Below are 15,082 nucleotides of genomic sequence, written 5' to 3' on the forward strand. Positions count from 1 at the left end.
ATGTATACCGATCTGACATACATAAATCTGTCCATGGATGCCAATTTGCCCAGAATTATTGTGCTGCAAAAAAACCTTGGGCAAGGGGACAACCACCCCCTGATTGCCTGGAAAGTCATCAGGAACTGCGGCTATGAATGGTCCCATCCGATCCGTTTTGACTGGGGGCTTTCCCTGGGGCTGTCCGATATCCACGGAAATGAATCCCCGAGGATATCTCTGGGGAGAGAAGGCATTCGGCACCAGATGTGCCCGGGAACGGGTGGCGGCGTCATTGTGAAGACAGGTTCCGACCCAATGGAAATATCTGTTTCCAATCGAACCGGCAGGGAATCGTACACCGCCAGGATATATCGCAGCGGCTTCCTGCTTGCCCTCCGTCCCCGGATACTTCCGGGTGAAACGGTGAATTTTCACTTCAACAACACCATTTTAATCGGAACGGGGCTGCGGGTTATCCAGGGCCAGCCGCTTCCCCCCGGACGGCTTTCGGATTTTAAAACGCAGATTGACTTGTCCGGACTGAAAAAAGCCCGGATTCTCATGTTGGGCGGTGGTCCGGGCCCCGGTTCCAAACCATTGCGGTTTTTCCTGGAGGGCAGGAAGAAATGGTAATCGAATACATAAAAAAAATCTGGTCCGACTGTATTCACAGCGAACCGGATAAAAAGATTACCATTGAGTTCGATGTGCCGGAAAACTACAATCTGGATGGCCCGCCAATCCAGGCAAACATTTTCATTGAATATGGCAAGCCCTGCGCCTATCCCCTGGAAATTCATTGCCATGAAAAAGAATATGTGAGTTTTATCCATAATAATGAACTCCAGTTGGACGGATGGTTCAAATGCATGATGTTTCATTCAGTCATCGGCGCGGACAATGCCGGGGTTTTCGGTAATCTGCGCGTTGGTTCGGCACCTGATGACTGGCACTTCGAAGGGTTCATGGTCACTTTTAAAATGGACCCTGCCCCGGTTCCGACGCCCCCGACGCCCCCGGTCATCTCCATTGATCCTTATTCACCGCCCCTGCCGTTGCCCGAAGAGAAGATCAAGCAGGCCGGAGACCTGTTCCCCTATGTATATATGCGGGTATGGCCGTCAATCACGAAACAGGACCTGAAACTGAATTTCATCACATATAATCCCGGGCCGGACCCGGACGGGACATTGTACGCAAAGCTGATATCAATCGGGAAATCCGCGTCACATGATGCCCTGGCGCGTTTTAAAATGAAACAATACGCTGTCTCATTCATAGACAGCAGCCGGTTCGTGCATGATCCGCGCTTGCTTCCCGGGCCCCTTGGGGATTATATCCAATTGTATGGCTATCTACGCAGTATTGATGTTCCGGACATGGCCGGGATCAGGGAGAATATACAGCAGATCCTCCAATTGCCTGAGGATGAATGGAACCTATTCCTGTCATCCCCCGAATACGCCAAAGGGCTGAATGCCGTTTGGGACAGCTACTTTGCCTTGACCATCATCCTGGGCTACGACCGGGAGGATTACCAGGGTCTTGTGATGACCTTGGCAGCGGCAAACTTTTTCAATGCCTTTGCCAATGACCCACAGTTTTTTGAAGCCCCTGGCAAGCCCCTTGTTTTTCAAAAGATGGCCCAGGCCACCATCATACTCCCCAAGGCACTTTTTCCGCTTCCCCCCGGACAGATTCCCCTGTATTCACCTGATATATCCGGCAATGACTGGATAGAGCCTTATGCCATCGGAGACCTGCAGATGGTGCGCAGGCATCTGCTGCGGTATGAATCCGGGGAAATCGCCAAAATCATAAATATCATGCCGGGTGAACGCAAGGAGCTGAAAAAGCGCCGGCTCAACCGGACAAGTGAAGCGGTCAGAACCGAAAACGGGCATGGGGAGGTCATTGAAAACCGGACCCGGGAAAACCGGACCAACCTGGCCGTTGAAACACTGAAAACCATTGCCGAAAATAAAATGGTGACCCACTACGATGATGATACGCAGTTCACAACGACTTACGGTCCCCCGATACAGGGCACCTTGACGGGGGGCTGGAATGTTGAAATCCAGCCCGAGAAACCGTCCAGGGAAGATGTTTCCAAGTTCGCCAGGACGATTCTCAACCAAACAACCGGACGCATCACCAGGAGGGTGCTGCGGGAACGCCATTATTCCGCACTGGATGAAACCGAGGAAACCGAAACCAGCACCTTTGACAATACCGGAAACGCGAACGGCCTGACCGGGGTCTACCGCTGGCTGAACAAGATCTTCAAAATACAGGTTGTAAACTACGGTGCCCGTATGATGATCGAATTCATGGTTGAAAATCCTGCCGCCGATTTCATCAGCCGGGAAAGTGAAAAACAGGGGGGGGCTTTCCGGGAACCTGAAGATCCTTGTATCCATATACCGTCCTTCAAGGCTGTTACTCCGGAGAATTACGCCTTTCTGGCATCGCTTTACCATGTCACCGATATCCAGCCGCCACCACCGGAAAAACGGATAATTTCAGAGTTGATTGAAGATACGGGTGAAAAGCGAATTGCCCTGCCGGACGGTTATCAGGCAAAACAGGCCCGGGTGTCTTGTATTTTTTCGGGAACCAGTGGCACTGGCACCGTAAAAGGGATTGTGGGCCGGCAAAAATTTGAATTCAAGCCCGGAGATGTGGTTAAAAAGGGGGATATGTTCAATGAGAGCGGCGCCATCCCCTTTGGTATCCTGGGCAATCCGGCAATGGTATCTCCGCCGGAAACACCTGACAATTTCATGGTGTCCGTGGAGGTTGAATGCGGGATTTCCGACCGGCTTCTCGATGAGTGGAAAATTAAAACCTACCAGGCCATACTTGAGGGCTACCGGAATCGGAAAGCGGCATGGCGGGAGAATGCCGGGATTTCGGGTAAAGAGGACAAGGCATCCCGGCCCGGCCGTCACTACAGGGATATTGAGCGCTGGGAACTGAAAAAGGCCTGTTTCAAGCTGTTATTCGAACGGTATTTCAAACTCGTGGGATGCGAATACACGTCACCCCACGGAACTGGACAGGCCCCGGGTGAATTCATTGTCAACGAACCGCGGTACATTGAATTTTTTGACCGGGTTTTTGAATGGGATGAGATGGCCTGCCAGTTCCATGAGCATCCCATCCAATCCTATAAAAAAATCGACATAGATGCGATCCCGGACGGGGACCTGCAGTTTGCCGACTTTCTTCGCGCCGACACCGCCCGGATCATGGTTCCTGCCCGTCCTGAAAATAACATGGCAGTCCTTTATTTCCTCTCCTCCGGAATGCTGTGGACCGGCCAAAACGCCATGGCCCCGGCAAACGAATCAGATGTGCCGGTGGCCAATGAGTTGAAAAAGACCGGGAACCGTCAACCGGTTGAACCCGGGGTGTGCGATTCCTGGGAGGTGGTGGTGCCCACGGCAATGACGATACTGCAGGGTGCAGGGAACGAGTTTTCGGCCCTTGAAATAGATTCATTACAACCGAAATAACCGTAAACGAAAAAGGAGGTAAAAATGGGCGACAAGTTTTATTTGTGCTATGAGGACGGAAGCAACACATTGGAATTGCCCCAGATACGCAATCCGCTTGAGGATGTTACCGCAGGCCTTGTGGGCGTGAATGAGAGACGCACCGATGTGGTGGAGACCATGAAGGAAGGTGAAAAACAGCTTAAATCTCTTGTCAGGATGGGTGTCAAACCCATTCTACTCATGGTGTATCGTTCCGTGGCCGTGGGCGGGGTTGTGAGACGGTTGGGTTCATTCGTGGCGAAACCGCTGACATACAAGGCGAAAAGCATTGACCCCCAAATATTGACGAAAGATAATGGCACCGACCGCCTTTCCGGACTGCTGCCGACTGATAACGTGCTGGGCAAGGGGAACAAGCCGGGAGAGGTGACACCGGCAAAAAAAATGTTCTACCGCCGGGAAAGTGAACATGTCAGCTCGGACAAATGGGAATTGAGGTATGAGATTCAATCGCCGTCCGGCATTCCCATCCTTTCCTGGGAAAAACTGGGCTCAACGAGCAGCAAAAAACTGGTGGCGTTATGCGCGGACAAGATGGGCAGGCCATACGTAGCGGATTGGGACCTGGTCACGGTTGCGGTATACGGTGGGGGATTCCTCAGTCAGATGAAAGAGCGTGACACCGGCAACTTGCTTAAAGTGGAAAATGACGGCGGGGCTACCGGCATCCTCCCCACATGGCTGAAAAATGCGATCAATGCCAGGGAAGCCGCGACTAACGGCGCTACGGTAACCCGCCACGGGCCTGAATCACTTTATTGCGGCAACAATATCATGGATGCCAATATGTGCCTGATCAGCAACCTGACGGGGTTGGGAGGCACCCAGCCCGTTGGGGCCGAAAAGGTGCAAGAATGGGATGACCATTGCATGTATAGTGCAACACCCGGACAGTTTCTGGAGTGGATGAAAAATGATCCGTCTAAGATATGGACGTTTTACAGCTTTGATCAGTTCGATGGTACGGTTCGTAATTTGTCCGAAAAGGATAAAACTGATCAAATCAAGGAATTGAACAAGATATTTTAATAGTGAACGGACAATAGAAACCTTAAACGAGGGAATATGCAAATCCCAATACCAGTGATCCCGTTACCCCCCGGCATGGTTCGTTTCAATTCCGAGCCATGGACGCCGGTGGGGGCGGTCATGGCCTATGCCGGACCCCTGGATGTCCAAACCAGTCCGCCGGAAAAAGACCGGAATCTGGAAGCCGGTGGCTGGATGCTCTGCGATGGCCGGGAACTGGAGGTCCTCAGATATCCGGAGCTTTTCAATGTCATCGGCAGCCGCTACGGAGGAAAACCGGTTAAAGACAATCCCAAAACATTCAACATTCCGGATTACCGGGGCATGTTTCTCCGGGGCGTTGACCACGGGTCCGGGAACGACCCGGATGTAACGGATCGCCGACCGCCGGCAAATGGGGGTAAGGAGGAAGTGGGCTCCACCCAGGAAGACGCCCTGGAGTCACACCGGCACTGTTATCAAAAGGTGGAGACGCCTGCTGCACCGGCCCAGGCAGGCAAGCCGGCGATTCCGGGAATGCAGGATACAACGCCCACCACCGGGCCCACGGTTGATGAGGAAGGTGCTTGTTCCAAATTGGAAAAAGTCAGCAAAAACGAAACCCGGCCGGTGAATACCTACGTGAATTTCATCATCAAGTTCACCAATTATCCGGCATGGTCCCGGCAATGGCCCAACTTTCCTTTTCCCGGACCATGAATCCCCCGGACCTGATCAGTTGCCTTTGCGTCACCGAGGGAAGGCCGGCGTTCATGCCCTGGGTGCTCTGGTGCTTTGACCGGCAGACCTGGCCCCAACGGGAACTGGTGATTGTCGACAGTTCCCCGGACCCCTTCCGGGCCCAAGGACGGGATAACTGCCGCGTGATCCCCGCACCGCCGGGGACCGGGATCGCTGCCAAGCGCAACATAGCCATGGGGGAAGCCCGGGGCGATATTTTCACCTGGTTTGATGACGATGACTGGCAGCACCCTGAAAAGCTGACGCGCCTGTATGGGGCGCTCAAGGGGGGCGCTGCATATGCCGGTGCCTGCCAGGGCTGGTTTTTCGATTTGAACGGGCAGCGTTCCGCCCGGTTCCGGACACCTGGCGGGCGCATCATATTCAACAGCGCCGGATTCCGGAAAGAGGCGGCCATGCCTTTTCTATTCCCTGAAACCTTGGAGCGGGCCAGCGACACGCCATGGATGCAGAATATTACATCTGCATACCCGGGCCGGGTATTAAGAAACGATACCCTGTTTTTCTGGTTGTGCCACGGGAAAAATATCAGCAATCCGGCGGACCGCCGGGTTTTTCCGGACCCGCCGGATTTGTTGAGGCAAGCTGTGGGGGCCGCTGCCTGGGATGATACGGACCAGGCCCTTGATTCTTTGCGGGAACGGCTGGCCGGGACGTACCGGTCCCTTCCGGAGCCGTTGCCGTCGAAAACCGCACCTGCGGCTTTGCCGGGATTACCGGGCAAGGCCGCGAATCCCCCGGATAAAGGACTTGATGACAAAATGGATAAAAAAAACTCCCCGCCAGTGGGACTGATGATCAAGGCCACTGTCATGGACGCTCCGTTCATGGATGTTACGGTCCGGCACATCGTTTCCCAGGCCAGATACCCCTTTGCCGAAAAGGCGATCATTGTGGACCGCAATCCCGCATTTACCGGGAAATACCGCAGCCGCCCCCGTTCAAGCGACCAGGAACTTGATCAGATACTCGAAAAGCTCCTGGCGGACGGAACCGTGGATGCCGTGCGGGATGTGGATACCTCCCCGGATGTTGTCCGGCGCGTCATGGCACGGTTTTTTGGAAAATACGCCCCCGGGGTTCCGCTCCATGCCTTAACCGGGGGGCCCATCTATGCCACCCTGTTCGGCATGGAATCCATGCCCGGGAACTATGTGCTCCAGACAGATGCGGATCTTTTCTTTCATACCGGGGAACAGAGCTGGATCACCCAGTCCCTGGCGATAATGGACCATGATCCCGGGCTCTGGCTCATGATGACCCACCCGGGGCCACCTGCCGGCCCCCCGGGGAAAAGCCTTGGCCCGGCAAACGCCAGGTTGGCAAAATGGGACCCCAAAGCGGGTATCTGGCGTTTTCCCACCGCCACAACCCGGTATTTCCTGTGCGACAGGAGAAAGTTGTACGGCCGGTTGAAACCGATATTCAACGGAAACCGTTGCATGCCCCTGGAACGGATCATTAGTGACGCGCTTGAGCGCCATGGCGCGTTCCGGGGCGCACTGGGGAATTTGGAAAGCTGGCACCTGCATGCATGGCACCACGGAAACCCATTTTCTGAATGGGCACCTGCACTGGCAAAGTCCATCAAGGCCGGTCATTATCCCGTCATCCAGATGGGCGAATACGACCTGAGACTGGACCGAATCAGGGACCGCCGGGAGTGGGGGAGGGTATTGAAACGGTTCCGGCCCGATCCGCCTGTCAGACCTGACAAGCACCCTAGGCCTGACCAATCCGGCAAATCCACCAAATCCGGCACCCCGGCCGGCCCGGCCGGCCCGGCCAAGGCATTGGAAGCCGGTCCGGTGCCCATTACCGTGATTATTCCGGTCCGGAACCGCTCGGGGCGGTTGCGCAACGCCTTGCAGGGCCTTAACTGGCAATCGGCAGGCAGGCCTTTGCTGACCCTGGTGGTAAGTTACGGGAGCCAACCCGGCATTGATGCAGAATTAAAAGAGATCTGCGCGGCAAACGGTGCAACCCTCATGTGCGCAGGAGATCCCGGACTGCCTTGGAATAAACCGCTTGCACTCAACATGGGTATCCGCGCTTCGCCACCGGAAGCCCGGTTTCTGATGACCATGGACGCCGACATGATCCTGGCGCCCAATTTCTTTTCCGTTGTGCTTGATACATTTATCCAAACGCCCCAAAGTTTTGTCTTATGCCGGAGTTCGGACCTGCCCGGAGAGATCCCGCCATTGACGCGAAAACACGCATTGGAAAACAGGTTTGACCTGTTGCGGCGCAGCGCAACCCTGAGGCCGAGCTGGGGAACGGGCGGTATCCAGGCCGGGCCGGGCCGCTTTTTTTTCGATGTCCGGGGGTATGACGAAGATCTGCTCTGGTGGGGCGCCATGGACACCGACATGATGCAGAGGGCCGTCCTGGCCGGCCTGGACGTTAGATGGATTGAGGACCGGACCACAATGCTGCACCAATGGCATCCGCGCAAGCATACCGTTCTGGACGACCCCAAAGAGGTGGCCCAGGCCAGGACCGCGTGGAAGCGGAATCATGAAATCGTCAAACAACGTTCGGGACAACTGGTCCGCAATCCAGGAACCTGGGGGGGAGCATCGGTGGAGGACACCGTGGGAATCCGGGACCTGGGTAAAAACCTTAAAATAGATGAAGGCCTTGAAATACGGGTGTTGATCACCACTTTCAACAGACCGTCCCGCCTGATTCGCCTGTTGAGACAATTAGATGAATCCGCCGTCTGTTTTTCCAAGGGGAATAAAGGGGAGCGGCCAATTACCGTGGACATCATGAACGACGGTGGAGAAACGGTTCATGTACCGGTTTTATCCAACCTTCAATGCAACTACAGTGAGGAAAACCGGAACAACGGCAAACAGGGATATTGGCGGCTGATTGACAAGGCCTACAGCCGGATGAAAACATGCCGGTTTGATCTGTTCATTCAATTGCCTGATGATGTCGAGGTGGAACCCTCTTTCTTCAATGACGCCGTGGACCAATGGATGAAAATACAGGACCCCGGTAAGATAAGCCTCAATCTGTTGTTGGACCAATCACGAATCGGGCGGCCGAACTGGACGAATGTCTTTCCTTGCATCAAATCATTCAACGGCTGCCGCTTTTTTCTCACGGGCTGGATTGATATGTGTTTCATATCGGGCAGGCGGTTTTTCGATGCATTGGAATATCGCATTGATCCTGTTCCCCCCAGCCGGTGGCATGCGGATCCGAACATGTCATCCGGGGTGGGCCAACAAATAAGCGGCAGGCTTTACGCAAAAGGGTTGAATATGTACCAGGTCCGGGAATCCCTGCTGTTTCACGGCAATCATCAAAGCCGGATGAATCCGGGCGAACGCGCTAAAACTCCTCTGATCAGCTTTAAGCTGGATGAGATCCACTGCGGCCTGGCATCTTATCCGGCCCGTATTAATGCACTGGAACAGGCAGTTGATTCCATTATCGGCCAAGTGGATTTTCTGCACGTTTATCTCAATGATTACAATGAAATACCCAGGTTCTTGAAAAAAAACAAGATTGGGGTTTACCTGTCCGGCGAAAATTCCGGAAACCTGGGAGATGCAGGCAAATTTTTCAAGTCCGGCCAAATCCGGGGGTATTATCTCTCCATTGATGACGACCTGGTATACCCCAAAGATTATGTGTGGCGTATCGTCCGCCGGATTGAGCATTACGGGCGCCTGGCAGTGGTCGGTGTGCATGGTAAAATCATGAAACCCGAGGTGAGATCTTTTTATAGGGACAAGGCGGTGTTCCACCATTGCCTGACCAGCCTGAAAAAGGATCAGATCGTCCATGTCCTTGGAACGGGCACCACCGGCTTTCACACGGATACGATCAGGGTGTCGGCCCGGGATTTCAAGAGGCCGAACATGGCGGATGTTTGGCTGGCGATTCTTGGCCAGCAACAAAACAAACCGTTCATTGCCATTGCCAGGAAAACAAACTGGTTGAAACATATCCAATTGGAAAATCCCAATGACACGATCTACAAAAACAATGAGAATACGGACAGCGTAATAACCGGCATATTCAACGAAGTCCGGGATTGGCGTCTTAACTACCTGCCGGATAGAAATTGACCGGAATGGTTCAATCGCTGGATCATAGCGCCAACTCTTCATCCAATGTCATACACTTAAGCATTGAGTATTTTTATTTCACCATGAAGGACATGAAGAGCATGAAGAATATATGCCGGGAAATCAATCTTCATGTTCTTCATACTTTCAAATTAAATCCCAGATCAATTTCATTTGCCGGAATGCCTCCACGAACACCCCAGTTGTTCAGTTCTGGTTCTGATAGAACAATAACCGCATCATTATCTTGATAACCAAGTTTTTTCAATTGATTAAATATTAGCTTGTATAATCGCTGTTTAGCCATCTGCTCAAGCGGTAGAATGGGCACGCTTTTTGTGCCCACCGGTTGTCCATAAACTTGAATTCTTCTGACTTATCGTTCAGGCACAACATGTTGTTTTTTATAGATACATCTCAGGTTCTTTTCTTTCCAGGCATGCCTTTTGTAATTGTTCAATCGCTGCATTAAAATGTGGATCATTCATTTGTTTGGCCTCTGTTGGACAGTTTTTCACACAAGCAAAACAAATAATACATTGCCATTTGTTTATCTGGGAAATATCTTCGGGATTAATCGCTTGGGTAGGGCAAACTTCTGCACATAAGTTGCATTGGATACACTTATCTTTATCCGTCTCAGGCGTAAAGGATAATGTGTTACGAACCTGCTTGATCATATTTAGATTTTCAGGTTCAATATAAGGAATATTTCCGGGTACACTTATTTTTTCTATATCCTCTAAAGAGTCAATGGTTTTAAATTTTTCTCTAATTTTGGAACCAAAAGCCTGTGCCTTTTCAATATCATCCACATCAGGTCTGGCATGAGCAATTGGCCTGGAAGGATTGGAATAGGAGTGCTCGGCTATGAATGCGCCTGCTGCAACGGGTATGAATCCTTGTTCCACCGAAATATCATGAAGCTCTATAAGCGCATCTTCATATTCCCGATTACCATAAACCACAGTTAATACAACAGGTGTATTTTGAACACGTAATGTTTTCAAAAAAGGTACCACTTCTTCGGGAACACGGCCGTAATAAACAGGGGTAGCAAGAATGACCAAGTCATTATTAAAAACCAAAGAATCTTTTTCCCGTAAAGACCGGATAGTACAGTCCATCATCTCAACTCGTTCTGCCTGTAAGCCTTGTGCAATGTTCTCAATAATTGTTTTGGTTGTTCCTGTTGGTGAAAAATATACACATGAAATTGATTTTATATCCATTTGCTGCCTCCTTTTTGATTACTCCATCGTTGCATAAGAAACGTTGGGAAATTTCTAAGTTTTCAGGCCGACTTTTGCATGGCCTCAAGGAAATGTAGTAAATTCATCTATGATAGGCTTTTTGTATGGACGTATCAATGGGGAAAATCCGTAATTTTTCCATTGTCAATTTTCAGATTTGGCTCATTGTTTGTGGCATGTTCACCAATCACACAAGCCACACCGGCCATAGCGGCTCCAGCAAAGTAGTCCTGCCGGTTAAGTTTAATCAATGCAGGCAGGATGATGGGCATTGTCATCTTAACCGGGTGGATGAAGCCGTATGTCCGTTCCAAATTGACATTGAAAATAGTGGCTTGGTCATGGGTTTCATTGACTCCTTGGGCACCGAATACACGGCCGTTGATATTTAAAGTGCGAAAAATCAATTGGATAGTCTTTTTCCGATGCGATTTGGTTGTTTCCGACGCATCATTTGGAACGTCATGTAAATTTAAAAGGTAGGGATTTTAGGTATGGTTGTTGATGCCAAAGACGAAAACGCTGTTTCTTTCTATGAGGGCTTTGGTTTTAAGAGGCTAAAAGGCTCAAAAAACAGGCTGATTTTGCCGCTACTATTCTCGGTCGTCTCAGCATAAAGTGGAACTGACATTGGGCGGATTAAAAATACAAGAGAAAAACGAGATTCTCTCCTTCAGTGCCCGGATAATCCCGGAGCAGATCTCAAGGGCCCTGGCTCTGGCCAGAATCTGAAGTGTGACCCGGTTTTTCACCGTGATTCAGCCTACAACGAAAGTTAAAAGGTCTGTACAGGTGACACAGACTTTCATATAACCCCCCCATGGGCTGTTATAAAAAAGTACTGGCGGACAAATGTTTTTTAATAAAATATTCGTGATGATAAAACAGCAGGAATACTTTGTACAAAGTACGCTGCTTTTGTTCTCCAAACAACCCGGTGTTCATGTTTAAAACAATCCATTAAAAATGAAGAGGCTGCCATGACACACAATCAGGAAACCGATCGGAAAAAATTGGGAACGCCGTTTGAAAAACGGCTGACAACGCCGGAAACAGCGTTGTCCAAAATCAAGCCTGGAGACCACATTTTTGTGGGGTCTGTATGCGCCACCCCCAGGGCGTTGATTCAAGTTCTGGAAGCGTTGGAAGGCAATCTGTTCGATGTAGAGCTCTTTCATTTCCTTACAGACGGCGCTGTGGGTAAAAAAGAGGGGGTTTTCAGCACCCGGTTCCGGCACCGGGTCTTTTTTGTGGGCACCGATATGCGGGAAGCCGTCAAACAGGGCCAGGCCGACTATGTACCGATTTGCATCAGTCAGGTCCCCCATATGATCAACAGCGGAGGGATGTGTGTGGATGTTGCCCTGATCCAGACATCCCTGCCGGATGAACACGGATTTGTAAGCCTGGGCGTTTCCGTTGATATTGCAAAGGCTGCTGTTAATAAGGCCGGGACCGTTATTGCCGAGATCAATCCGAATATGCCGAACACATTCGGAGACAGCCACATTCATATTGACCAGATCGATCACATGGTCATGGTTGAGACACCGGTGATCGAATACATCCATCCGCCGGCGGATGCGGTCGGTGAACAGATAGCCAGATATGTCGCCCGGATTATTGAAGACGGCTCTACCCTCCAGGTGGGCTTAGGCCGGATCACCAACGAGATGCTCAAGTATCTGACAAACAGAAAAGATCTGGGATTCCACTCGGATGTCATCACCGAACCCATTGTGGACCTGATTGAAAAAGGTGTTGTCACGGGGAAGGCAAAAACGGTTCACCGGGAAAAGATCGTATGCAGTTACTGCATGGGCACCAGACGGCTGTATAATCTTATCGACCGCAACCCCATGTTTTCCTTTCATCCCATTGATTATGTCTGCAACCCCGCAATTCTTTCGGCTATTCCAAAGTTCATCTCGGTTTCACAGGCATTTGCCGTTGACCTGACAGGCCAGGTCTGCACGGACCAGTTTAAAGGCGAATTCTACGGCGGGGTTTCGACCCAGTCGGAATTTTTAAAGGGGGCTGCCAACTCTCCCGGAGGCAAACCTATCATCTGCCTGTCTTCGACAACCGAAGACGGCAGCGAATCCCGGATACGCTCCCTGCTCAGGGAAGGCGAGGGAGTAAGCATTCCAAGGTCTGACGTCCATTATGTGGTCACGGAGTACGGGATCGCTTATCTGTTCGGCAAGACCATCCGCGAGCGAACCCTCTCCCTGATTGAGATTGCCCACCCCAATTTCCGTGAACAGCTTCTGGACGAGGCCAAAGAATTGGGATATGTGCGGGAGGGCCAAACCCTGAAAAGCCGTGTGGCTTATCCGGCTGAGGAAGAGCGGGAAGTCACCTTAAAAAACGGCACAAAAGTTCTGATACGCCCATCCAAGGCCAGTGATGTCAAAGAATTGCAGGAAGTTTTTTACGATATGTCGAAAGAAGATATCTATACCCGGTTTTTCTCCCAACTGAAATCTCTTTCCGTATCAGCGGCCGAACATCTGTGCAATGTGGATTATGAAAACGAGATGTCATTTATGGCCATTGCAGGAGACCGGGGGAAAAACCATATTGTTGGCAGTGCCTGCTACTATCTTGACCCGTCCACCAATCTGGCGGAAGTGGCCTATATGATCCGGCCTGAATACCAAAGCGTAGGGTTGGGAGGCGCATTGCAGAAGCGGATGATGGAATATGCCAGGGAAAGAGGCCTCCAGGGATTTACAGCATATATTCTAAAAGAGAACAAAAAAATGATCCGGCTAGCCAGCAGCGGTTTTTCCAATGTGGAGATTGAAAAATCATTCAATGAATATGAAGTGACCATGTTCTTTTAACTCGAGAGCTGTTTATAAAGATCCATTCCACTGTTTCTGATGGTTGTTTTCAAGATAACGATGATTTTCATATGGCACCCGGATTTTTTCTGGAAGACCTGGAGGAGATCTTCCAGTATGAAGTGCTTAAAATGCTCAAAAAAGAGGGGAAAATTATAAATGCCATCATTGAGATGATGCTTTCATGGCGCCATTCAGGCTTTCATGTCTATATCGGAAGCAAAATTTTTTCTGATGATAAGGCAGGTCTCGGTAATCTTGCTCGATACATTATCCGCGCCTGTTTTTCCCAGGAACGTATGGTCTACATACCGGCGAAAGTTTCCGATGATAATACTGCCAAGGTTGTTTATACATCCAAAAACCGGAAGTCTCGAAAAACCTTTAATGCCCTTGACTGGTTAGCCAGGTTAGTGACACATATTCCCGGACGATATGAGCAAACGGTCCGTTACTACGGTTATTATTCGAACAAATCCCGGGGGATGAGAAGAAAGGCAGAGGCGGATGGTAGCATCCCTGCTGTTATTCCAAATGGGATGTCATCCAAAGAGTCCCGGCAGAACTGGGCCAGGTTAATCCAGAAAATTTACGAAGTGGACCCGCTGGTCTGTCCGAAATGCTGGGGGAAGATGCATATCATCAGCTTCATCGAAGAACTTGACGTCATCGAAAAAATTCTGCGTCATCTTGGGCTTTGGGAAATCCGTAACCATGATCCACCGCAACCTCAATGTCATAAAGTTAAGATGCTTTCAGGTTAAAACCACGAAGTTCACGAAGAACACGAAGTTTATTATGCTGATATCTTCGTGAACTTCGTGTTCTTCGTGGTAAAATAAAATACTCAATGCTTAAGTTTATGACATTGACCGCAACCTGTTACTTCCGACTCTCTCCCTGATTTGGTTTATGACTTTTCTGACTCCCAAATCCCGGCCAGTGGCTGGCATTAATTCCAGCAGTTTGGGGGATTTCCGGTGGGGTATGCTCAAAAACAGATGCTTGAACTGACCGGCCGGCTCCCGGATCTCCTGGTGGCCTGCGTGGGGGGGCACGGTTCCAAATCCTACCTGCTCCAGGACAAAAACGGACAGATCCATGAAGCCCATTCCATTTCCGCGCGCCTGGATTATCCGGGCGTTGGGCCGGAGCATGCCCTGTTCAAGGATATCAAGCGGGTGCAATATACGGCGGTGACGGACCGGCAGGCCCTGGACGCATTTTCCGCTACGAACCCGTCAAATTTTATTAACCCATCTTTTCGAAAATTCTAAGACAAACATAAAATTTCACCTATTTTTTATGGCACTATGAATTTATTTCATAATGTTTTAAGTGTGTTGCATGCGGCTCCTTCAATATTCTCCAATGTAGTGCCATAAAATTATAAAGTTGTTGATTTTTCCATTGACATGTGTATATAGTGGCCCCATGTATATTCGAAGAACTACGATTAAAAGCCGAAAAGATGGCCGCCAGTATTACACCTACAGGTTGGTTGAATCAGAACGAACTGAGAAGGGTGTGCGCCAGCGTACAATACTCAATTTGGGTACAGGTTTTTCTCTACCACG

Annotated in this window: 11 protein-coding genes; 8 read left to right on the forward strand and 3 right to left on the reverse strand. The window is 50.5% G+C overall.

The window, feature by feature from the left end:
* The 5 genes from Q366_RS09530 to Q366_RS09550 are packed head-to-tail and all read left to right on the forward strand — an operon-like array spanning position 1 to position 9,403.
* Positions 1-615, forward strand: a complete 615-nt coding sequence (locus Q366_RS09530; protein WP_035238424.1) for a hypothetical protein — start codon at positions 1-3, stop codon at positions 613-615.
* A complete protein-coding gene (locus Q366_RS09535) occupies positions 609-3,500 on the forward strand; it encodes a hypothetical protein (RefSeq protein ID WP_035238425.1) in 2,892 nt (963 codons plus the stop codon). Before Q366_RS09530 ends, Q366_RS09535 begins: the two co-directional genes overlap by 7 nt.
* Positions 3,501-3,524: 24 nt before the next feature.
* Entirely contained in the window at positions 3,525-4,571 is a 1,047-nt protein-coding gene (locus Q366_RS09540; protein WP_035238426.1) for a hypothetical protein, read from the forward strand.
* A 36-nt stretch (positions 4,572-4,607) separates the two neighbouring features.
* Positions 4,608-5,270, forward strand: a complete 663-nt coding sequence (locus tag Q366_RS09545) for a phage tail protein (protein ID WP_211251880.1) — start codon at positions 4,608-4,610, stop codon at positions 5,268-5,270.
* On the forward strand, positions 5,240-9,403 hold the full coding sequence (locus Q366_RS09550; protein ID WP_035238427.1) for a glycosyltransferase family 2 protein: 4,164 nt from the start codon (positions 5,240-5,242) through the stop codon (positions 9,401-9,403). The genes Q366_RS09545 and Q366_RS09550 overlap by 31 nt, the downstream gene beginning before the upstream one ends.
* A gap of 139 nt (positions 9,404-9,542) precedes the next feature.
* On the opposite strand, the gene Q366_RS09555 is transcribed toward Q366_RS09550, so the two are convergent.
* The 3 genes from Q366_RS09555 to Q366_RS09565 all read right to left on the reverse strand — a co-directional run bounded on the left by Q366_RS09555 (position 9,543) and on the right by Q366_RS09565 (position 11,063).
* On the reverse strand, positions 9,543-9,749 hold the full coding sequence (locus Q366_RS09555) for a tautomerase family protein (protein ID WP_051957951.1): 207 nt from the start codon (positions 9,747-9,749) through the stop codon (positions 9,543-9,545).
* Positions 9,750-9,807: 58 nt separating this feature from the next.
* Positions 9,808-10,635, reverse strand: a complete 828-nt coding sequence (locus Q366_RS09560) for an EFR1 family ferrodoxin (RefSeq protein WP_035238428.1) — start codon at positions 10,633-10,635, stop codon at positions 9,808-9,810.
* Positions 10,636-10,769: 134 nt separating this feature from the next.
* A complete protein-coding gene (locus Q366_RS09565; RefSeq protein ID WP_035238429.1) occupies positions 10,770-11,063 on the reverse strand; it encodes a hypothetical protein in 294 nt (97 codons plus the stop codon).
* Between the two features lie 573 nt (positions 11,064-11,636).
* On the opposite strand from Q366_RS09565, the gene Q366_RS09570 reads away from it, so the two are divergent.
* From Q366_RS09570 to Q366_RS09580, 3 genes are all read left to right on the forward strand, one after another.
* Positions 11,637-13,505, forward strand: coding sequence for a GNAT family N-acetyltransferase (locus Q366_RS09570; protein ID WP_035238430.1), 1,869 nt, complete (start codon positions 11,637-11,639; stop codon positions 13,503-13,505).
* Positions 13,506-13,525: 20 nt separating this feature from the next.
* The gene (locus Q366_RS20265) at positions 13,526-14,269 is read left to right on the forward strand and encodes a transposase (protein ID WP_281175484.1); all 744 of its coding nucleotides are present in this window, start codon (positions 13,526-13,528) and stop codon (positions 14,267-14,269) included.
* 216 nt (positions 14,270-14,485) lie between these two features.
* On the forward strand, positions 14,486-14,782 hold the full coding sequence (locus Q366_RS09580) for a hypothetical protein (protein ID WP_035238431.1): 297 nt from the start codon (positions 14,486-14,488) through the stop codon (positions 14,780-14,782).
* The last annotated feature ends 300 nt before the right edge of the window (positions 14,783-15,082 follow it).

The sequence above is a fragment of the Desulfobacter vibrioformis DSM 8776 genome (genome assembly GCF_000745975.1).
Classification (GTDB): Bacteria; Desulfobacterota; Desulfobacteria; order Desulfobacterales; family Desulfobacteraceae; genus Desulfobacter; species Desulfobacter vibrioformis.

What these genes read in the sequence shown, in the direction of transcription:
- Q366_RS09530 (WP_035238424.1), top strand. Translation starts at nt 1, where the DNA reads ATGTATACCGATCTGACATACATAAATCTGTCCATGGATGCCAATTTG.
- Q366_RS09535 (WP_035238425.1), top strand. Translation starts at nt 609, where the DNA reads ATGGTAATCGAATACATAAAAAAAATCTGGTCCGACTGTATTCACAGC.
- Q366_RS09540 (WP_035238426.1), top strand. Translation starts at nt 3,525, where the DNA reads ATGGGCGACAAGTTTTATTTGTGCTATGAGGACGGAAGCAACACATTG.
- Q366_RS09545 (WP_211251880.1), top strand. Translation starts at nt 4,608, where the DNA reads ATGCAAATCCCAATACCAGTGATCCCGTTACCCCCCGGCATGGTTCGT.
- Q366_RS09550 (WP_035238427.1), top strand. Translation starts at nt 5,240, where the DNA reads ATGGCCCAACTTTCCTTTTCCCGGACCATGAATCCCCCGGACCTGATC.
- Q366_RS09560 (WP_035238428.1), bottom strand. Translation starts at nt 10,635, where the DNA reads ATGGATATAAAATCAATTTCATGTGTATATTTTTCACCAACAGGAACA.
- Q366_RS09570 (WP_035238430.1), top strand. Translation starts at nt 11,637, where the DNA reads ATGACACACAATCAGGAAACCGATCGGAAAAAATTGGGAACGCCGTTT.